Here is a 19,531-nt window from a genome sequence, read left to right as displayed (position 1 = left end):
GCAAATCAAATCCGATCAGCATCAATCCAGCAGACTGTCTCCTCATTTCAATCCTTGCTTACAGACTTTCACCACTATGAATCTGACTGAATTAAAGAACACTCCTGTGTCTGAGCTGGTCAAGCTCGGCGAATCCATGGGGTTGGAAAATCTGGCTCGGGCGCACAAGAAAGACATTATTTTTGCCATCCTCAAGGCGCACGCCAAGGGTGGTGAAGATATCTTTGGCGACGGTGTGCTGGAAATCCTGACCGATGGTTTTGGCTTCCTGCGCAGTGCAGACGGCTCCTATCTGGCGGGTCCTGATGACATCTATGTCTCCCCGAGCCAGATCCGCCGCTTCAACCTGCGCACCGGCGACACCATCTCCGGCAAGATCCGGCCACCGAAAGAGGGCGAACGCTACTTCGCACTGCTCAAGGTCAACGAGGTCAACTACGACCGTCCGGAAAACTCCCGCAACAAGATCCTGTTTGAAAACCTCACTCCGCTGCACGCCAACGAGCGTCTGCGCATGGAGCGTGGCAACGGTTCGACTGAAGACATCACCGCTCGCGTACTGGATCTGGCCTCCCCCATCGGTAAGGGTCAGCGTGGCCTCATCGTCGCTCCGCCCAAGGCCGGTAAGACCATGCTGCTGCAGAACATCGCCCAGAGCATCGCCTACAACCACCCGGATTGTGAACTGATCGTCCTGCTGATCGACGAGCGTCCGGAAGAAGTGACCGAGATGCAGCGGATGGTGAAGGGCGAAGTGATCGCCTCCACCTTCGACGAGCCGGCTTCCCGTCACGTCCAGGTCGCCGAAATGGTGATCGAGAAGGCCAAGCGTCTGGTCGAGCACAAGAAGGACGTGGTGATCCTGCTGGACTCCATCACCCGTCTGGCCCGTGCCTACAACACCGTCATCCCGTCATCCGGCAAGGTACTGACCGGTGGTGTGGACGCCAACGCCCTGCACCGTCCGAAGCGCTTCTTCGGTGCCGCGCGCAATGTTGAAGAGGGCGGCAGCCTGACCATCATCGCCACCGCGCTGATCGATACCGGCTCCAAGATGGATGAAGTCATCTACGAAGAGTTCAAGGGTACCGGCAACATGGAACTGCACCTCTCGCGCAAGATCGCCGAGAAGCGTGTCTACCCGGCCATCGACATCACCCGCTCCGGTACTCGCAAGGAAGAGCTGCTGACCACCGGCGACGAGCTGCAGAAGATGTGGATCCTGCGCAAGATCGTCCACCCGATGGGCGAGATTGACGGCATCGAGTTCCTCATCGACAAGTTGGCGATGACCAAGACCAACGACGAATTCTTCGACGCCATGCGGCGCCAGCAGAAGTAATCCGGTCAAGAAATGACGAAACCGCGGCCCAGGTCGCGGTTTTTGTTTATGGATTGGCCGTTCGTCTGAGTACTATGAAAGACCATTGAGGCGTTGAGTGTGTATGGCCGGGTGCAGGAATGCCGGCCATATGCCAGAGTCGGCACCCCTATTTTCGATGTCACAAGGATGGAGACGTCATGACAATCCGTATCATCTTGTTGCTCGCAGCCCTGGCCGGAGCGCCGCCCCAGCTGACCGCTGCCACGACTCCTGTGCTGGTGGCCGACGAAGGGGTGGCCGAACATCTCACCTATCTCACGGATCGCTTGCAACAGGAGCAGTATGCGGCCATTGATGCGCTGCTGGATTCATTGGCCCTCGGTCAACGGGAGTACCTGCTGAGCAAGCTGCTGGCGACCCTCGAGCAACAACCGGCTCCAGCCAGTGCGGACCAGTTGGCCTGGGTGCGTGCCCAGTCGGCCAGAGTGCCCGGTTGGTTGGTCGAAAAGGAGAAGAACGGTTTTCTGGTGCAGCAGCCTGCCTATGATTTTGCCGCCCAGGCGCGCCTGTTGTTGTCGCGCTGGCTGCAGCAGGCCTGGCAGGAAGAGTATCGCCAGCAACTGGCCCTCGGCCGCTTCCAGTTCAAATCCATCTATTACCGGGCCAACCCCGAATTGGCCCAGCAGCAACAGGCGCTGCTACAGGCCTTCGAGCAACTGCCGTTGCCAGTCTGGTTGCGGGAGGCGCGTCAGCTGGCTTCCCAGAACATCTACCTGCCCGACAACCGTCTGTTGTTGCAGCTGTTGCAGCGCACCGGGGAGCCCGGGCTCTATGCCAGATTGTGGCGCCAGCCGGTGGATCAGGATGCCCTGGCGGCGCTGCCCACCATCAACCGTTTCCATCAGGGCGTGGTGGCGAGCAGGCTGCTGATCGAGGCCAGCGCCAATCCTCAGCTGAAAGGCGCAGCCCTGCACCAGCTGGGCACCCTCTCCCCCTTGCCGGAGCAGGCGAGGAGCTATCTGCTGGCCGAACTCACCAATCGCCAGTATGGCGCCCAGGTGGTTGCCCTGTTGCTGGAGGTGGACGAACCCCTGATGCTCTCGGCGTTGGCGAAACACCTGGGACGCCATGACATGCCCCCCATTGCACCTAGCCTGTTGCCCGATTCGGGTACACCCGGTGTGACACCAGGGTTATAATGCAGCACACCCTGAATCCGGTTGGGAACCCGCATGAAATACAAGGACTTGCGTGATTTTATCGCGCAGCTGGAACAAAACGGACAACTCAGGCGCATCACGCGCGAGATAGATCCCTATCTGGAGATGACCGAAATCAGCGATCGCACCCTGCGTGCGGGGGGCCCGGCCCTGCTGTTCGAAAACCCCAAAGGCCACACCATGCCGGTGCTGACCAACCTGTTCGGCACGCCGGACCGGGTCGCCATGGGCATGGGACAGCCGGATGTGAGCGCCCTGCGTCAGGTCGGGGTGTGGCTCTCCTACCTGAAGGAGCCCGAGCCGCCCCGCGGCCTCAAGGAGCTGATGGAGAAGCTGCCTATTTTCAAGCAGGTGCTCAACATGCCGACCAAGCGTCTCTCGTCCGCCCCTTGCCAGCAGGTGGTGCTGGAGGGGGATGCGGTCGACCTGGACCAGATTCCGATCCAGCACTGCTGGCCGGGTGACGTGGCACCCCTGGTGACCTGGGGTCTGACCATCACCCGCGGCCCCTACAAGAAGCGCCAGAACCTCGGCATCTACCGCCAGCAGAAGATCGGCAAGAACAAGCTGATCATGCGCTGGCTCGATCATCGCGGCGGTGCCATCGATTTTCGCGAGTGGCAGGAGGCCCACCCGGGCGAGCGTTTCCCCGTGGTGGTGGCGCTCGGTGCCGATCCGGCGACCATACTCGGCGCGGTGACGCCGGTGCCGGATACCCTCTCCGAATACGCCTTCGCGGGGCTGCTGCGGGGCAGCCGTACCGAGGTGGTCAAGGCCATCAGCTGCGATCTGGAGGTACCCGCCAGTGCCGAGATCGTGCTGGAGGGTTATCTGGAGCCGGGCGAGATGGCACCGGAAGGGCCGTTCGGGGATCACACCGGTTACTACAACGAGGTGGACGAGTTCCCCGTGTTCACCATCACCCACATCACCAAGCGTCGTGATGCCATCTATCACAGCACCTACACCGGTCGTCCGCCCGATGAGCCGGCGGTGCTGGGGCTGGCGCTCAACGAGGTGTTCGTGCCGCTGCTGCAGAAGCAGTTCCCCGAGATCGTCGACTTCTACCTGCCGCCGGAGGGCTGCTCCTACCGGATGGCGGTGGTGACCATCAAGAAGCGCTACCCGGGCCACGCCAAGCGGGTGATGCTGGGGGTCTGGTCCTTCCTGCGCCAGTTCATGTACACCAAGTTCGTGGTGGTGTGCGACGACGACGTCAACGCCCGCGACTGGAAAGACGTGATCTGGGCCATCACCACCCGGATGGACCCGGCCCGCGACACCACCCTGATCGAGCACACGCCGATCGACTACCTGGACTTCGCCTCGCCGGTCTCCGGACTCGGCTCCAAGATGGGGCTTGATGCCACCAACAAGTGGCCGGGGGAGACCAACCGCGAATGGGGTCAGCCCATCGTCCAGGACGAGGCGGTGAAACAGAAGATCGATGCCATCTGGGATGAGCTGAATATCCTTTGAGAAGAGTGAGCGGTGGCCTGACCGGCCACCGCGCCGCAAAAGAGAGATGCCATTTCGCCTGAATTGGGTATTCTCGACGGGCAAGACCAGGTCGCTGGTCACCCGTTCACAGTGAATCAATGAGCGAAAACGGGCCGAGCGAGCCCGTTACAAGGACAAGAATGCAACGTATCAAGTGCCGCGTAGAGGAACTGCGCGAATATGTCGACACCATCTGGCACGTGGCTCTGACGCCGCTGCAAGAGGTCAGTTTCAAGCCGGGCCAGTATCTGCTGGTGGTGATGAGCGATTCGGACAAACGTCCCTTCTCCATCGCCAACTCGCCGACCCGTTCCGGCGTGCTGGAGCTGCAGATCGGTGCCACCCCCGAGAACGCCTACGCCGGCCAGGTGCTGGCCCGCATGCGCGAGCAGGGCGAGATCGAGGTTGAACTGCCGGCCGGCAAGGCCTTTCTGCGCGACGAATCCCCCCGTCCGCTGATCCTGATGGCTGGCGGCACCGGTTTCTCCTACGCCAAATCCATTCTGGAATACCTGATCGCGACCGGCAGCAAGCGTCCTGTGTTCTTCTACTGGGGCGTGCGTCAGGCACACTGGCTCTACGAGCAGGAGCAGATGCAGCTGTGGGAGCGCGACTATGCCCCGCTCACCTACATCCCCGTGGTGCAGGAGCCGGAAAGCGACTGGACCGGCAAGACCGGGCTGGTGCACAAGGCCATCATGGATGACTTCGTCAGCCTGCACGACTACGACATCTATGTGGCGGGCCGCTTCGAGATGGCGGGGGCCGCGCGAGAGGAGTTCAAGATCCTCGGCGCCGAGCCGGAGCGCATCTTCGGCGATGCCTACGAGTTCATCTGATATCAGGGGCCGCCAAGGCCCCTTTTTGTTGCCCCCTGTTTACTGGCTGCCGATGTTGTGGGGCCTTTCCCGTTAGTTGACCGCCGCTACTCATGAACTACGGCGTGGCCTTACCCAAGCCTTGATAAAAAAACACCCCGCTTCTGGCGGGGTATTTTGTTGCAGGAGGCCACGGCGGACCTCTTGGTGATGGACGCGATCAGTGTCCGCCGTTGGCCTTGGGCGGAATGGTCTCGTCGAATACCGGCAGCGGCTTGTGGGTGGAAGCCAGGAAGGTGTAGATCACCGGCAGCACGAACAGGGTGAACAGGGTACCGATGGCCAGCCCCGCCACGATCACGATGCCGATGCTGAAGCGCTGGGCCGCCCCTGCGCCGGTGGCGTAGAGCAGCGGGATCAGGCCCGCAATCATGGCGGCCGTGGTCATCAGGATCGGACGCAGACGCACCTTGGCGGCCTGCATCACGGCCTCCATCCGGTTCACGCCGCGCAGCAGCTGCTGCTCCTTCGCCACTTCGCAGATCAGAATGCCGTGCTTGGTAATCAGACCCACGAGCGTGATGAGGCCCACCTGGGAGTAGATGTTCATGGTGGCCAGTCCCCATGCCAGGGCGATCAGGGCTCCGCTGATGGCGAGCGGCACCGACACCATGATCACCAGCGGGTCGCGGACCGATTCGAACTGGATCGCCAGCACCAGGAAGATGATGGCCAGGGCCAGGGCGAAGGTGGCGTAGAGCGCGTTGCCCTCGGTCACGAACTGGCGGGCTTCCCCCATGAAGTCGTAGCGGTAACCCTGGGGCAGCTTCTCTTCGGCGGTGGCCTTGAACCAGTTGATCGCATCCCCCATGGCGACGCCCGGAGCGGGTACGGCACCTATGGTGGCCGAGTTCAACTGGTTGAAGTGGGGCAGGGCGCGGGGCTCACCGACCACTTCGATGCTGATGAGGCTGCCGAGCGGGATCGACTTGCCATCGGCGGCGCGCACGTAATACCCCTTGATGGACTCGGGGTTGAGACGATATTTGCGCTCGACCTGCGGGATCACCTCATAGGAGCGGCCATCCAGGTCGATCCGGTTGACGTAGCCATCCGCCATCATGGTGCCCATGGTGATGCCGATGTCCTGCATGGTAATGCCGTAAGCGCCGGCCTTGTCCTTGTCGATGCGGATCTTCATGGTGGCTGAGTCGTAGTTCAGATCGAGATCCGAATAAACGAACTGGCCGTTGGCCTGGGTCGCCGCCAGCATCTCGCCGGCGATCAGGAACAGGCTCTCGAAGCTGTTCGGCGTGGTGATGACGAACTGGATCGGCAGGCCGCTGGAGGCACCCGGCAGTTCCGGGAACTGGAAGGTGGTAATGGCCATGCCGGGGATGTCCTTCACCAGGCCGGCGACCCGGTCCAGCACCTCTTTCTGGCTTGCTTCACGCTGGCTCCAGGGCACCATGGAGGCGATACCGAACGCCTGATTGGAGTTGAACACCCCGGAGAAGACCTGGGAGAAGGCGATCTCCGGCTGGTCGTCCAGGATCTTGTTCACGTCCGCCATGGTGTTTTCGATGTAGTCCAGGTTGGCGTTGGAAGGCGCCGTGCCCAGCACCGCCATGACCCCCTTGTCCTCCGATGGGGCCAGCTCGCTCGGGATGAACTTGAACAGCAGAGGCAGGCTGGCGAACACGATGACGGCGAATACCACCACCACGAGACGCTTTTGCATCACGGCGTGCAGCATGCTGTCGTAACGGTCGGTCATGCGGTCGAGCAGGTGGTGCACCTTGCTCTCGAACTTGCCCGGCTGCTCGTTGGCCTTGAGCATCTTGGCACACATCATGGGTGACAGGGTCAGGGCTATGATGCCCGAGACGAACACGGCGCCAGCCAGGGTCAGGGCAAACTCCTTGAACAGGGAGCCGGTAATGCCCCCCATCAGGGCGATCGGCGCATACACGGCCGCCAGGGTGACCGTCATGGCAATGACGGGCACGGCGATCTCGCGGGTACCTATGATGGCGGCACGGAACGGCTCCTCACCCTCCTTGATGTGGCGATCCACGTTTTCCAGCACCACGATGGCATCGTCCACCACCAGGCCGATGGCCAGCACCATGGCCAGCAGGGTCATCAGGTTGATGGAGAAACCGAACATGTCCATCACCATCACCACGCCGATGAGACTCAGGGGGATGGTGATGATGGGGATGATGACTGCCCGGAACGAACCGAGGAACAGGGTGATCACCACCAGTACGATGGCGGCCGCCTCGAGGATGGTCTTGATCACCTCGCTGATGGATTCGTTGATGGCGATGGTGGAGTCATACAGCACGTCGGCCTGCAGGGTGCTCGGCATGTTGCGCTTCAGGCTCGGCAGCAGCTCCAGCACATCGTGGGCGATGTTGATGGGGTTGGCGGTCGGGGCGGCGTTGACCGCCATGACCACGGCCTCGCGGCCGTTGGCGCTGGCGCGGTAGATGTCGTGGCTCTTCTCCAGGGTCACCTTGGCGATGTCGGAGAGGCGGATCACCTTGCTGTCGCGGGTCGCAACCACCAGCCGCTTGAGCTCGTCCGTATCGCTCACCTGGGTCTCGGCATTGCCGTTGAACAGGGTGAAGTAGCCGGTGGCCTGGCCGGTGGCTGACTGATAGTTGTTGCTGTTGAGCACAGTCATCACGTCGCTGGCGGTCAGGTTGAAAGCCGCCATCTTGGCCGGATCCAGCCACACCCGCAGGGCAAACTCGACGCCGCCATACAGATCCACCTTGGAGACGCCCCCCACGGTAAACAGTTGCGGCTTGATGACCCGCTCCAGATAGTCGGTGATCTGGCTGGAGTTGAGCTCCGGGCTGGTGAAGCCGAGGTAGAGCACTGCCGTGGTGGAGCCGGTGGAGGAGGTGACCGAGGGGTCTTCCGCCTCTTTCGGCAACTGGGAGCGCACCGAGTTGACCTTGGCCAGGATGTCGGACAGCGCGGCGTTAGGGTCGGTGTTGAGCTTCATGTAGGCGGTGATGGTGGAGCTGCCCAGCTGGCTGGAGGAGGTCATGAAGTCGATGTTGTCGGCTTGCGCGACCGCCTGTTCGAGCGGCTGGGTAATGAACCCCTGGATCAGGTCGGCACCGGCGCCATAGTAGCTGGTGCTGACGGTGATCACCGTATTGGTCACCTCGGGGTATTCCCGTACCTGCATCTTGAAGATGGCCTGAAAGCCCAGCAGGGCGATCAGAAAGCTGAGCGAGATCGCCAGCACAGGCCGTTTGATGAAAATGTCAGTAAATCGCATCGCTGATCTCCGCGCTTACAGCATCGGGGTTTGTGCCGGGACGGCCAGGGCATCGTTTTGGACCACGCGCACCCTGGTGTCGTTGCTCAGGCGTACCTGGCCGGAGAGCACGATTTCGTCGCCAGCCTGGATGCCGGAGAGCACGTGCACGTCGTTGCCGCGACGCTCGCCCGCCTTGACCACCACCTGCTTGGCTCGCTTGACCTTCACCTTGTTGCCATCCTTGTCGGTCTCCTCGCTCTCTTTGATCACGTAGATGTTCTGACCGTAGAGGGTGAAGGAGATGGCGGTCTGCGGGATCACGATCTGATCTTTCACCGTGGGCAGAATGATGCTGGCGCGGGCAAACATGCCGGAGCGCAGCTGGTCATCGTTGTTCGGGATGTCCGCCTGGATCTGGATCAGGCCGCTCTGGAAGTTGACGGCGGGCTCGATGGCGGAGATATGGCCATCAAACCGGGTCTGGGGGTAGGCATCCACCTTGATTTCGATGGGCTGGCCCAGGGTGATCTTGGAGATGTCAGTCTGGGGCACGGTGAAGCGCAGGCGCATCACGCTGGTATCTTCCAGCCGCACGATATCTGTGCCCGGTTGCAGATACTGGCCGAGGAAGACGTTGCGCAGGCCGACCATGCCGCTGAAGGGGGCACGCACCTCGCGCCGGGCTATGGTGGCCTTCAGGCTCTCGATGTCGGCCTCCAGCGAGCGATAGGCTGCTTCGGCCTCGTCCAGCTGCTCCTTGGAGATGGAGCTGGTCTTGTAGAGGTTCTGGAAACGATCGAACTTGGCCTTCGCAGCCGGCAGCTTGGCCTGGGAGGCGCGCAGATTGGCTTTTTCCACACTGGAGTCCAGGCTCAGCAGCAGCTGGTCTGCCTTGACCGGCTTGCCCGATTCGAAGCTGATGGCATCTATGGTGCCCGCCAGCTCGGTGGAGAGGGTGACCCCCTGATTGGGCTCGATGAAGCCGATGGCTTCGATGGTGGGCACCCAGTCCTGTGCCTTGGTGACCATGGCGGTTACCGGGAACTCGGGCTCCGGCCGGTTGGCCAGATAGTCGGCAATCATCTTCTGCTTGAACACATTGAAGCCGATCACGCTGCCAAACAGGGCAATTGCGATCAGCAACATAATGGCCATCCATTTTTTCATGAACAGGCTCCTGAGGTGGAAATGTGGGGGGATAAAATGGCATTCCAGCTGGCACGAATGGCAGTCTCCAACTGCACCTCGGTCAGCGTAAAGTGGTGAACCCTGCATTGCAGGGCCAGATGCATGACACAATCCAGGCTCAACACCTGCAGTGCCCGTATGGGTAAATCCACAAACAGCTTCTGCTCAACGCCCCGGGCAAAAAAACTGTCCAGTGGCCCCCATGCAGCCAGCATGACCGGCTCGGTTTCCAGCGCGGCTCCCAAAGGAGAGCTTTCATACTGCAATTTGCATTTGATGGCGTTGGGGTCGTTGACAAAGATGGCGTGGATATTTCGCCATATCTTTTGAAGCTGCTCAAATGAAACCTTTTCAACATCCACATCGGCCATCACCATGGGGACGCACTGCAATATGGTGTGCTGATACAGTTGCCGGATCAGGTCATCCTTGTCGCTGAAGTAGCGGTAGATGGTGCCGGTCGCCACATTGGCTTTTTTGGCTACCTCGGCGATCGACAGGCCGTGAAAACCCCGTTCACCCAGCACTTCATGGGCTGCGTTGAAGATGCTCTCTTTTTTGTCCTGGTTTTTATCCTGACTCATCGGCATCACCTTGTGAATGAACGTTCATTCATTCTAGATGGGCCTTAAACCAAGTCAAGGTAGCAAACCGATTCGTATTGGCTACACGGGGATTGAAGCCGAAAAATATCCCAGCCCGGTGGAATATCTCGTCACAGACGCTAAAAAAGTGCTCAATGTGTTTGAAAAAACAACGGTTGATTCAGCAAAAGAAAAAAAGTGTAGACAAGCATGCCCCCCATCATTAATATCGTGCCCCGTTCGACAGCGTAGCGCCCGTAGCTCAGCTGGATAGAGCGCTGCCCTCCGGAGGCAGAGGTCACAGGTTCGAATCCTGTCGGGCGCACCATCAAAAGTGCGCCGGTTAAACGGGCGGTGTTGTGGAACGAAAACAGCTGTGGTGGCTGTAGCTCAGTTGGTAGAGTCCCGGATTGTGATTCCGGTTGTCGTGGGTTCGAGCCCCATCAGCCACCCCATTTTACAGCTTGACAGGTACGCGAAGGTGGCGGAATTGGTAGACGCGCTAGCTTCAGGTGTTAGTGCCCCCCGGGTGTGAGGGTTCGAGTCCCTCTCTTCGCACCATACTTGCTGTATAACGAGGATGACCTTTTGGTCGTCTTTGTTTTTTGAAAAACACTATTTTTAAAAATAGTCTCGGTGATTAGCGCAGCCCGGTAGCGCATCTGGTTTGGGACCAGAGGGTCAAAGGTTCGAATCCTTTATCACCGACCAATTTCAGAAAAACCTCGCTTCGGCGAGGTTTTTTGCTTTCCGGCGTCGCCATTTCCTGCCGTTTCCCCGTCACGTCTGTTTACATTTTTGCTGGTTCCTCCCAACCCGGCTTCGCGTATGCTGGGCGCAGATCCGCAGCAAGCGGGCATCATGGATCACATTTCAGGCAGATATCTCATATGCACCCTAATTCCATTCGCGTCAGTATGCTGGCGCTGGTTGTCGTGGTGATCAGCGGCTGTTCGTACAAGCCCACGCCAGACGATCTCCTGATGGGCTCTGCACCTATGCAGCGCACCGATATCACATCTGCTTTGGTGACCAGTGCAGGCTTCTGCGTGACCCTGAGTGGCCAGCAGCTGTTTACCCAACCCTGTGACGAGAGCGCCAATCAGCAGTTCAGCTGGGATGCCGGTGCGCTGGAGTTGGCCCGGGGCTGTCTGGTCGCCAGCGGCCGGAGCGAACTGGCCGTGGCCGAGTGCCAGGAGACGAGCTATCAGTGGCAGTGGCAGGGGGATCGCCTGTTCAACCGGCAGGCCGCGCTCTGCCTGGATGTGGCGGGACGTCGCCACAAGCCGGGTACCCCGCTGCGCTTGGCGGAGTGCTTTGGCGGGGCCAACCAGAGTTTCGAGTGGAAGCGTGAAGAGAGTCTGCTGGAGCAGCTGGAGTTGAAAAGCCTCATCCGTTGAGGCTTTTCGTCCATTCGGGGTGACTTGAACTCAGTGTGAGTGGCTGACAGCGACCGTGGCGGGGGCCGCCGGTACGGGTTGATGGGCGACGCCGCTCAGGGAGACCAGACGGCAGACATCCTCATGGCCAGCCCCCTCAAGGGAGTCGAGGCGGCTAATCAGCAGGGAGTGGATGCCATCCAGCTGATCGGCCTGTTGCAGGGCCGAGATCAGGTGCTCGTGATGGGGCTGGGGAGCATTTTCCTGAAAGAAAATCGGTGTGACCCCGCGCAGTATGGTCATCTGGTTGAGCAGCTGCGGATTGTCCGACAGGGCCCAGATCGGGTTGTGAAGACCCCCGCGCGAGATAGCGATCACCGCCTCTCCCTGATTGGTCAACACGGCGATGCCGCAGGAGCGATCCTGACTGAAGGCGGAGGTCATGGCGGCCAGCGCCATGCAGCGGCCCGAGTGGTCGGCCTGGCTGCTCTCCCGGCGCCAGCGTGGCTGTACGGGTTCCATCTCCTGCTCGGCACCCAGCGCGATGCGCGCCATGGCCTCGACCGCCTCGACCGGGTAGAGTCCCGCCGCCGATTCGGCCGACAGCATCACGGCATCGGTACCATCCATGACCGCATTGGCCACGTCCAGCACCTCGGCGCGGGTCGGCATGGGGTTGCCGATCATGGACTCCATCATCTGGGTGGCGGTGATGACGGGGCGACCCAGGGCGCGGCAGCGCTTGATCAGCTTCTTCTGTACCCCCGGCAGGCGGGCATCCCCGATCTCCACCCCCAGATCGCCACGGGCGACCATGATGATGTCGGAAGCCTGGATGATCTCGTCCATGGCTTCGACGGATGCCACTACCTCGGCCCGTTCCACCTTGGCGACGATGGCTGCCTTGCTGCCGGTGGCGCGGATGAGGGTTCTTGCCTCTTCGAGGTCAGCGGCGCTGCGGGGGAAGGAGACGGCCACGAAATCAGCTTCCAGCTGGCGCGCGGTAAGGATGTCTTCCTTGTCCTTGGTGGTCAGGGCCGGGGCGCTCAGGCCACCACCCAGTACGTTGATGCCCTTGCGGTTGGAGAGGATGCCGCCCACCAGCACGCGGGTCACGACCTGTTCCCCTTCCACTCGTTCGACATGCAGCTGGATGCGGCCATCGTCCAGCAGCAGGGTGTTGCCTGCCTGCACTTCATGGACCAGCGCCGGGTAGTCGGTACCGACCCGATATTGGTCGCCCTGATGGCTGCCGAGGCCGGCATCGATCACGAAGGAATCACCGATCTGCAGCCGGATGCTGTCATCGGCGAAGCAGGCGATGCGGATCTTGGGGCCTTGCAGGTCGGCCAGAATGCCGACATGGGTGTTGAGGCGGGCGGCGGTGGCGCGGATCCGCGTGGCCAGTGCCAGATGCTGCTCCGCGGTGCCGTGGGAAAAGTTCAGCCGAAAGACGTTGGCTCCCGCCAGGATCAGCTTCTCCACCATGGCTTCCGATGAGCTGGCGGGGCCCAGAGTGGCAACAATTTTGGTCTTGCGCATGGGTTACTCCTGTTGCGACGACGTGAAAAAGGGTGGTCACCGGACCACCCTTTTTATGGGCAAATATCAGTAGTTGACGACTTTCTTGGCGTTCCACACCGTCATGGCGAGCAGCATGGAGACCACGGAGGCACCCAGCCAGAAGTATTGGGCGTTGCTGAAGTCGTAGCGGGTCACGCCGTCGATCACGTCGGTCTTGATCAGCGCGGAGGAGACCAGTTCCTGAATGGAGGCGGCGATGTAGGAGCACAGGCCGATGAAGCCTTTCACCGCACCGACCGCAGTCTTGGGCATCAGGTCACAGGCGGTCAGACCGGCCAGGAACACCACCAGACCACCGATGGCATAACCGATCAGGGCGAGGGCGACGGCATCCATCATGCGGCTCTGCGGGCCCCAGAACATCAGGCACATACCGGCGATGTTGGCCAATCCGTACAGCAGGGTCGGGATGTGGCGGTTGGCGTTGAACACCTTGTCAGAGATGATCCCGGCCAGGATGGCACCGAGGAAACCGGCGATGGGGTAGGCCGACATGGCGAAGCCGGCATCGATCAGGCTGTAGCCCTTCTGCTCCTGCAGATAGAGCACGGCCCAGGAGCTCATGGCGTAGCGGGACATGTACATGCAGGCACAGGCGGCGGCGATGAGCCACACGGTGGGCTGCTTGAGCACGAACAGCTGGGCACGGCGAATTTCGGCCGGCTCCACTTTCTTGGAGATCTCCGGCTCTTCACCAAAGGCAACGGCAGGTTCCGGCAGGCCGTAGGTCTGCGGGCGATCCTTCAGCACCAGGTACATGCACAGGGCGGCGATCAGGGAGGCGATACCGGCGCCGATGAAGCCGGCTTTCCAGCCGAAGTAGCTGACGATGGTCGCGGTCAGGATCCAGGAGATGCCTTCACCTATGTTGCGCGAGCCGCCCCAGACCGAGTAGACGGAGCCCCGCTGCTTGGGCGAGAACCACTGGAAGATGGAGACGCAGGACGGCGCTGAGCCGACGGACTGGAACCAGCCGTTCAGACCCCACATCAGGACCAGGAAGAAGGTGGCGGTGTTCATGCCCATCAGGATGGTACAGATGGACGACAGGCCCAGGGCCACCGACATGAAGCGGCCGATGTTGGCGTAGTCGGACAGGAAGCCGTTGGAGAACTTGCCGACGGCGTAGGTAAACAGGAAGGCAGAACCGATGACGCCCAGCTCTTCCAGAGTGACCACGCCGGAGTCCAGCATGGGCTTCTTGACTACGTTAAGGCTCATACGAACTACGTAGAACATGGCGTAACCGAGTACCAGGCCCAGGAAGACCTGCCATTGGTACTTGCGGTAAATCGAGCGAATTTTATCTGGCGAGGCATCCATGACCGGTAGGTCTGCTCGCGTCTTGAAGAAGTTGAACATGGTGTTCTCCGTTTCTATTTTGGCAGCATGGTTTCAGAGGAAGCTCTGATCACGGATGCCATGATATGAAGGGAGAAATTAAGGCGGCAAAAAGTCGGAAATGAGTCACTTATGACTCGAGCAAGGGAAAACCATGAGTCAGAAATGGCATATTCTGACTGTCCTATTGATAAGCGATGAATAACAATAGTCATATCACCAGAGAGATATGAGTCAGAATTGGCTCATCCCCTCTCTAATAAAAATAATGTGAACTACCAATTATTAGATGTACCGCACATAATCCGTTTTTGATAGTGAGCAGAACGACCCCCATGTCTCTATTTTTTCGACTGCTGCCTGTGAGTCTGGTGGCTATTTTGTTGCCCTTTGGCGCCCCTCAGGCCGGGTCACTGACCGTGCTCACCTCTTTTTCGGAGACGCCGGTCAAATCGGTAATAGACGGATTCGTTCAGCAATATCCCGGGATCCGGGTCGAGGTTATTTATCGGCGAACCATCCCCTCTTTGCGCTTATTAACGGAGGCAGAGGCGCCGTCGGTCGATATTATCATGTCATCGTCACCGACATTTTTTAACACCCTCGATAAAGAAGGTTTACTGGCTCCCTTGCCAACGGCCACCATTCCACCGGACTGGTTGAGTCCCCATACCCTGGGATTAAGCAACAAGGTGGCGGTGGTGGGATATTCCAGCAGCGGCATCATGTATAACCGTCACTATCTGGCCAAATATCAATTGCCACAACCCGGCAGCTGGCAGCAGCTGGCGTCGCCGGTGTTCATGGGCCACGTCATGATGAGTTCTCCCTCCCAGTCCGGCACCACCCACATGATGGTGGAGAGCATACTGCAACAATATGGCTGGGATCGGGGCTGGGCCTTGCTGATGCGCCTTGGCAGCAACCTGTCCGCCATCACGGCGCGCAGCTTCGGGGTGAGTGACGGTATCGCCCGCGGTCTGGCGGGGGCCGGCCCGGTGATCGACAGCTATGCCCTCAACAGCCAGGCACTCTTCAAGCACATCGGCTTCAGCACCATGGCGGATTCGGTGATCCTGCCGACTTACCTCGGGGTACCCCGCAGCACGGACAATCCGCAGAACGGTGCCCTGTTCATCCAGTACCTGCTTTCCGACAAGGGGCAGGCGATCATCGGCACCCCCGGCATGGCCAAGGCGACCCTGAGTCAGCCCGAGTTGGCCAGGCAGACCCATTACGTGACCGACAAGGCGCTGCTCTACCGGCGGGCGGGTCTGCTCAAGGCCCTGTTCGAACAGACCATCACCCAGCAGTTGCCCAAACTGAAGATGACCTGGCGGGGGATCAACGGGGCGGAAAGTCGAAACGATCCCGAACGGATCAAGCTGGTCGAGCAGGCGAAGGTGCTGGCGAGTACGCCGCCGCTAAGCGAGCAGGAGGCCAGGGATCCGGCGCTGCTGGCGCTGTTTGACGGCATGTACGAGCGGGATCAGAGCAACCCCCAGGCCGAGCGCGTGATGCACCAGTGGCGCCAGACGACGGAGGCGCGGCTGAACGAAGCGCAGCGGCTGGTCGAACAGGCCAGCAAGCCATGAGTCGCCTGGGACGCAGCCTGCGTCTGCCGAGTAGCCTGGGACGGCGGCTGATCCTCGCCTTTCTGGCCATCACGACCCTGACCGGGATCATGGGGATGGCGGCCTACATGGTGTGGGACCGGCTGGGGCAGCAGGTCAACCTGATCGTCAGGGAGAGCCTGCCCGCCATCGGCAGCGCCTACCAGCTGGAGCGGGCCAGTTCCCGTCTGCTGTTGCTGCTGGCGCAGTTGCGGGATACCCGGGACCCGGTGCAGTACAAGCGGCTCTCCCTCTCGGTCTCCACCACACTGCAGGATATCCAGAATGCCTACCTGCTGGGGTCGCAGGATGATGACGAGGCGCTCTCCCAGCAGCGGGCGTTCGAGGAGCTGAGCGCTCTGGTGGCGGATCACGCCCGCTACCTGAAGCAGCAAATCGTCCATGCCGAAACCCTGCAGCAGTTGCAAAAGCGCAGCAACTGGCTGCATCAGGATCTGGTGGATGATGTGGCTCCCCTGCTGCAGGAGGTGGAGTGGCACCTGACCAGCATGGTGAACAGTTCCGACGACATGAGTGAATTTGGCAACGTCATCAAGGAGTTCTCCGCCCTGCAGGATCTCACCTTCAAGGAGAACGAGCTGCAGGCGCTGGTCAATGAGGTGATCGACCAGCGCTACCAGCAGGATCTGGAGAGCGCCTTCCTGTTCATCGGGTACAAGATCGACGAGATGGACGAACTGACTTCCCGGCTGGCCGAGTACCCCTCTACCGTCAGCTATCGCCAGATCCTGCAGGATATCGTCACCCTGGTGAAACCGAATGGCCAGCTGCACCGGTTGTTGCAAGCCGATGCCCTGACCCATCAGCGGCTGATGGCCTTGCGTCCCAAGCTGGATGATGCCGTCTCGCGTTATCACCGGAAGGTCAGCCAGACGGTGAGCGAGGCGAACCGCTCTCTCCACGTGCTCGGCAACAACAGCAGCCAGATGGTAGCGACCGGCAAGCTGGTGATCCTGGTGGTGCTGGCCCTCGCCATCCTGCTCAGCATCTTCGTGCTGGTGGTGCTGATCGGGCGGCGGCTGATCGGGCGGCTCGATGTGCTGGGCCAGGATCTGGCCCGGGTGGCGGCCGGCAAGATGGATGTGCCGATCCAGACCAGCGGACGGGACGAGATTGGCCAGCTGGGGGAGAACCTGCGCCACTTCTGCCAGCAGCTGCAGCAGATGGAGCGCTCCAACGCCCTGAACCTCATCAACAACACCCAGGCCTGCCTCATCACCTGTTATCCGGACGGCACCATAGAATCGGTCAACCCGAGCGCCTTGACCCTGTTCCGGCAGGCAACCATCAGCCCGGATCTGCCGTTGTGGCAAGTCTTCCCCGAGGAGGCCGGCGCCGTGTTGGCCAGCCAGTTTGAGCCTGATCAGCCGCTGCACCGGTTGGGTCACAGTGAATGCACCGTTGCCACCGGTCCCCACGACGAGCCGCGCTTCCTGCACTTCAACCTGCGCCGCTTCGAGCAGGGACGCGGTTATCGCTTCATCATCACGGTCACGGACGTGACCCGCCAGGAGCTGACCGCCAGGGAGCTGGGTCAGCTGGTGGAGGAGCGCACCCGCGAGCTGACCGAGAACAACCGCCTGCTGGCGGCGGAGGTAGTGCAGCGCCAGCAGGCCCAGCGCAACCTGCTGCAGACCCAGGATGAGCTGATCCAGGCGGCCAAGATGGCGGTGGTGGGGCAGGCGATGACCAGCCTGGCTCACGAGCTCAACCAGCCCCTGTCGGCCATGATGACGTATCTTTACACCAGCCGTACCGCCCTCGGAGCCGGAGAGTTCCAGCTGCTGGACAAGGATCTCGGCAAGATAGAAATGCTGGGCCAGCGGATGAGCCGCATCATCAATGCCCTGCGCAACTTTGCCCGCAAGTCACCGACCGAGGAGACCCGGGTTCGGCTCGATCTCGGGGAGCTGGCGGATCAGGCGCTCCTGCTACTGGAGACCCGGGCCAAGCGGGAGGGTTGTACCCTGAAAAATGAGCTGCCCGCCGGGCTCTGGATCGAGGCCGATCCCGTGCTGGTGGAGCAGGTGCTGGTCAATCTGCTGGTCAACGGCATGGATGCCATCGCTGGGCGGGATATTCGCGAAATCCGTCTGTTGCTGCTGGAGCAGAATGGCAGCCAGCTGAAGATCGGGATCGCCGACAGCGGCGCCGGTTTTGGCGAGGCCATACTGCCCAGGCTGTTTACCCCCTTCACCACTTCCAAGGAGGTGGGGCTGGGCCTGGGGCTGACCATCTGTCGCTCCCTGCTGGCCCGCTGTGATGCCGGGATCTTGCTGGGCTCTGCCTTAGGGGGAGGGGCCATGGTGATCCTGGAGTTTGGCGAGCCCCCGTCGGCCCGGTCGCAGGAGGGCGCCGAATCCAAAGCGTATTTGAATGAGGAGAAGTCAGTCGATGTTGTTACCCCGTAGCCGCCCGGCCAACGTGTTGCTGGTGGATGACGATGAGGACGTGCTGGAGTCCTATTGTCACCTGCTGAGGCTTTCCGGCTATCAACCCAAGGCGACCACCTCCCCCCACGAGGCGCTGGACCTGCTGGCCAGCCAGTGGCCCGGTGTGGTGGTCTCCGATATTTACATGCCCGCCATGAATGGCATGGAGCTGTTGACCCGGGTTCACGAGATAGATGCCGAGATCCCGGTCATCATGATCACCGGCCATGGCGACATCCCCCTGGCGGTGAAGGCGGTGAAGCAGGGGGCATTCGACTTCCTGGAGAAACCGCTCAACCCGCAGGCCCTGCTGGGACTGCTGGAGCGGGCTTGCAAGCAGCGCAGCGAGGTGCTGGCGCGACGCAACGAGATCCAGGAGACGATCGACGACGAGCTGATCGGCACCAGCCCACAGATCGTCGCCATCCGCAACCAGATCAACCAGCTGGCGCAGACCGACAAGGATCTGATGCTGGAGGGGCCGGCCGGCTCGGGACGCCACACCCTGGCGCTGCTGCTGCACAAGATCAGTGCCCGCCGGGAGCAGGCCTTTCACCTGCACGACTGCGCATCGGCAAGTTCGCTGGCCGAAGTGCAGGAGAGCCTGGCGCAGGCCGAACAGGGGACTCTGGTACTGCAATCGCCGGCCAGGCTGACGGCCGAGTGCCAGCGCTGGCTCGGCAACCATCTGCTGGAGCAGGAGCGCAGAGGGGGCAAGTCGCTGCGCACCATAGCGTTGTTCGAGGAGTCACCGGAAGGGCTGGTGGAGCAGCAGCAACTGATGCCCGAGCTCTACTACTTCCTCTCCCAGGTGCGGCTCAAACTGCCCCGTCTGGTGGAGCGCAGCTGCGACATCATACCCCTGTTTCGCGCCTTCCTGCGCCAGGGGTGCAAGCGGATTGGCAAGCCGGTGCCGGCGGTGGATCGCGCCTATCTGGAGACCCTCAAGCGCCACCAGTGGCCAGGCAACCTGAGGGAGCTTCGCAACGTGGCCGAGCTCTATGCGGTGGGTATCGTCAAGCTGGCCGGGGTAGAGCGGGCCATGCCGCTCGCCAATGCCAAGGAGCCGCTGGACGATCTGGTGGAGGAGTTTGAGCGGCGAGTGATCGAGGATACCCTGTTCCTGTTCTCCGGCCGGGTGACCGAGGCAGCCCAGTACCTCGGCATCCCGCGCAAGAAGCTCTATCTGCGCATGAAGAAGCACAATCTCGACAAGGAGCAGTTCAAGCCCGCCGGCTGACCCC

The 19,531-nt window shown here is 61.0% G+C and carries 13 protein-coding genes and 4 tRNA genes; 12 read left to right on the top strand and 5 right to left on the bottom strand.

Annotation, left to right across the window (positions count from 1 at the left end):
• The first annotated feature begins 76 nt into the window (after positions 1-76).
• From rho to fre, 4 genes are all read left to right on the top strand, one after another.
• Positions 77-1,342 (top strand): transcription termination factor Rho, encoded by a 1,266-nt coding sequence (gene rho, locus I6L37_RS04050; RefSeq protein ID WP_005342418.1) that lies wholly within the window; start codon positions 77-79, stop codon positions 1,340-1,342.
• 179 nt (positions 1,343-1,521) lie between these two features.
• Positions 1,522-2,523, top strand: coding sequence for a hypothetical protein (locus tag I6L37_RS04045; protein ID WP_216993339.1), 1,002 nt, complete (start codon positions 1,522-1,524; stop codon positions 2,521-2,523).
• Between the two features lie 33 nt (positions 2,524-2,556).
• Positions 2,557-4,023 carry a 4-hydroxy-3-polyprenylbenzoate decarboxylase gene (gene ubiD / locus I6L37_RS04040; RefSeq protein ID WP_216993338.1) on the top strand — a complete coding sequence of 489 codons (1,467 nt, stop codon included), beginning with the start codon at positions 2,557-2,559 and terminating at the stop codon, positions 4,021-4,023.
• Positions 4,024-4,184: 161 nt separating this feature from the next.
• Positions 4,185-4,883 (top strand): NAD(P)H-flavin reductase, encoded by a 699-nt coding sequence (gene fre, locus I6L37_RS04035; protein WP_216993337.1) that lies wholly within the window; start codon positions 4,185-4,187, stop codon positions 4,881-4,883.
• Between the two features lie 199 nt (positions 4,884-5,082).
• Here fre and I6L37_RS04030 read toward each other — a convergent pair whose 3' ends face one another.
• The 3 genes from I6L37_RS04030 to I6L37_RS04020 are packed head-to-tail and all read right to left on the bottom strand — an operon-like array spanning position 5,083 to position 9,917.
• Positions 5,083-8,163 carry a multidrug efflux RND transporter permease subunit gene (locus I6L37_RS04030; protein ID WP_042026819.1) on the bottom strand — a complete coding sequence of 1,027 codons (3,081 nt, stop codon included), beginning with the start codon at positions 8,161-8,163 and terminating at the stop codon, positions 5,083-5,085.
• Positions 8,164-8,178: 15 nt separating this feature from the next.
• Positions 8,179-9,312, bottom strand: a complete 1,134-nt coding sequence (locus tag I6L37_RS04025) for an efflux RND transporter periplasmic adaptor subunit (protein ID WP_216993336.1) — start codon at positions 9,310-9,312, stop codon at positions 8,179-8,181.
• The gene (locus tag I6L37_RS04020; protein ID WP_216993335.1) at positions 9,309-9,917 is read right to left on the bottom strand and encodes a TetR/AcrR family transcriptional regulator; all 609 of its coding nucleotides are present in this window, start codon (positions 9,915-9,917) and stop codon (positions 9,309-9,311) included. Before I6L37_RS04020 ends, I6L37_RS04025 begins: the two co-directional genes overlap by 4 nt.
• Positions 9,918-10,168: 251 nt before the next feature.
• Here I6L37_RS04020 and I6L37_RS04015 point away from each other — a divergent pair.
• The 5 genes from I6L37_RS04015 (at position 10,169) to I6L37_RS03995 (ending at position 11,317) form a co-directional block, all read left to right on the top strand.
• A tRNA-Arg gene (locus I6L37_RS04015) sits at positions 10,169-10,245 on the top strand.
• A 51-nt stretch (positions 10,246-10,296) separates the two neighbouring features.
• Positions 10,297-10,372, top strand: a tRNA-His gene (locus I6L37_RS04010).
• A 20-nt stretch (positions 10,373-10,392) separates the two neighbouring features.
• Positions 10,393-10,478, top strand: a tRNA-Leu gene (locus tag I6L37_RS04005).
• A 73-nt stretch (positions 10,479-10,551) separates the two neighbouring features.
• Positions 10,552-10,628 (top strand) — tRNA-Pro (locus I6L37_RS04000).
• A 179-nt stretch (positions 10,629-10,807) separates the two neighbouring features.
• Complete coding sequence (locus I6L37_RS03995) at positions 10,808-11,317, top strand: ricin-type beta-trefoil lectin domain protein (RefSeq protein WP_216993334.1); 510 nt, start codon at positions 10,808-10,810, stop codon at positions 11,315-11,317.
• A 30-nt stretch (positions 11,318-11,347) separates the two neighbouring features.
• Here the strand turns inward: I6L37_RS03995 and pyk are convergent, their stop codons facing one another.
• A complete protein-coding gene (gene pyk, locus I6L37_RS03990; protein WP_216993333.1) occupies positions 11,348-12,838 on the bottom strand; it encodes a pyruvate kinase in 1,491 nt (496 codons plus the stop codon).
• Between the two features lie 66 nt (positions 12,839-12,904).
• Positions 12,905-14,242 carry an MFS transporter gene (locus I6L37_RS03985; protein ID WP_026455756.1) on the bottom strand — a complete coding sequence of 446 codons (1,338 nt, stop codon included), beginning with the start codon at positions 14,240-14,242 and terminating at the stop codon, positions 12,905-12,907.
• A gap of 314 nt (positions 14,243-14,556) precedes the next feature.
• On the opposite strand from I6L37_RS03985, the gene I6L37_RS03980 reads away from it, so the two are divergent.
• Genes I6L37_RS03980 through I6L37_RS03970 form a run of 3 tightly spaced genes read left to right on the top strand, consistent with a single transcriptional unit; the run spans position 14,557 to position 19,527 of the window.
• The gene (locus I6L37_RS03980; protein WP_216993332.1) at positions 14,557-15,816 is read left to right on the top strand and encodes an ABC transporter substrate-binding protein; all 1,260 of its coding nucleotides are present in this window, start codon (positions 14,557-14,559) and stop codon (positions 15,814-15,816) included.
• The gene (locus tag I6L37_RS03975) at positions 15,813-18,266 is read left to right on the top strand and encodes an ATP-binding protein (protein ID WP_216993331.1); all 2,454 of its coding nucleotides are present in this window, start codon (positions 15,813-15,815) and stop codon (positions 18,264-18,266) included. Before I6L37_RS03980 ends, I6L37_RS03975 begins: the two co-directional genes overlap by 4 nt.
• Positions 18,250-19,527, top strand: coding sequence for a sigma-54 dependent transcriptional regulator (locus tag I6L37_RS03970; protein ID WP_216993330.1), 1,278 nt, complete (start codon positions 18,250-18,252; stop codon positions 19,525-19,527). Before I6L37_RS03975 ends, I6L37_RS03970 begins: the two co-directional genes overlap by 17 nt.
• Positions 19,528-19,531: the final 4 nt, after the last annotated feature.

This window comes from Aeromonas sp. FDAARGOS 1407 (assembly GCF_019048725.1).
In the GTDB taxonomy this organism is placed as follows: domain Bacteria; phylum Pseudomonadota; class Gammaproteobacteria; order Enterobacterales; family Aeromonadaceae; genus Aeromonas; species Aeromonas enteropelogenes.
This window is presented reverse-complemented; position numbering and strand designations above follow the sequence as displayed.

Coding starts and splice junctions, on each gene's coding strand:
- I6L37_RS03995 (WP_216993334.1), top strand. CDS start 10,808: ATGCACCCTAATTCCATTCGCGTCAGTATGCTGGCGCTGGTTGTCGTG.
- pyk (WP_216993333.1), bottom strand. CDS start 12,838: ATGCGCAAGACCAAAATTGTTGCCACTCTGGGCCCCGCCAGCTCATCG.
- rho (WP_005342418.1), top strand. CDS start 77: ATGAATCTGACTGAATTAAAGAACACTCCTGTGTCTGAGCTGGTCAAG.
- I6L37_RS03970 (WP_216993330.1), top strand. CDS start 18,250: ATGTTGTTACCCCGTAGCCGCCCGGCCAACGTGTTGCTGGTGGATGAC.
- I6L37_RS04030 (WP_042026819.1), bottom strand. CDS start 8,163: ATGCGATTTACTGACATTTTCATCAAACGGCCTGTGCTGGCGATCTCG.
- I6L37_RS03985 (WP_026455756.1), bottom strand. CDS start 14,242: ATGTTCAACTTCTTCAAGACGCGAGCAGACCTACCGGTCATGGATGCC.
- I6L37_RS04045 (WP_216993339.1), top strand. CDS start 1,522: ATGACAATCCGTATCATCTTGTTGCTCGCAGCCCTGGCCGGAGCGCCG.
- I6L37_RS04020 (WP_216993335.1), bottom strand. CDS start 9,917: ATGAGTCAGGATAAAAACCAGGACAAAAAAGAGAGCATCTTCAACGCA.
- fre (WP_216993337.1), top strand. CDS start 4,185: ATGCAACGTATCAAGTGCCGCGTAGAGGAACTGCGCGAATATGTCGAC.
- ubiD (WP_216993338.1), top strand. CDS start 2,557: ATGAAATACAAGGACTTGCGTGATTTTATCGCGCAGCTGGAACAAAAC.
- I6L37_RS03980 (WP_216993332.1), top strand. CDS start 14,557: ATGTCTCTATTTTTTCGACTGCTGCCTGTGAGTCTGGTGGCTATTTTG.
- I6L37_RS03975 (WP_216993331.1), top strand. CDS start 15,813: ATGAGTCGCCTGGGACGCAGCCTGCGTCTGCCGAGTAGCCTGGGACGG.
- I6L37_RS04025 (WP_216993336.1), bottom strand. CDS start 9,312: ATGAAAAAATGGATGGCCATTATGTTGCTGATCGCAATTGCCCTGTTT.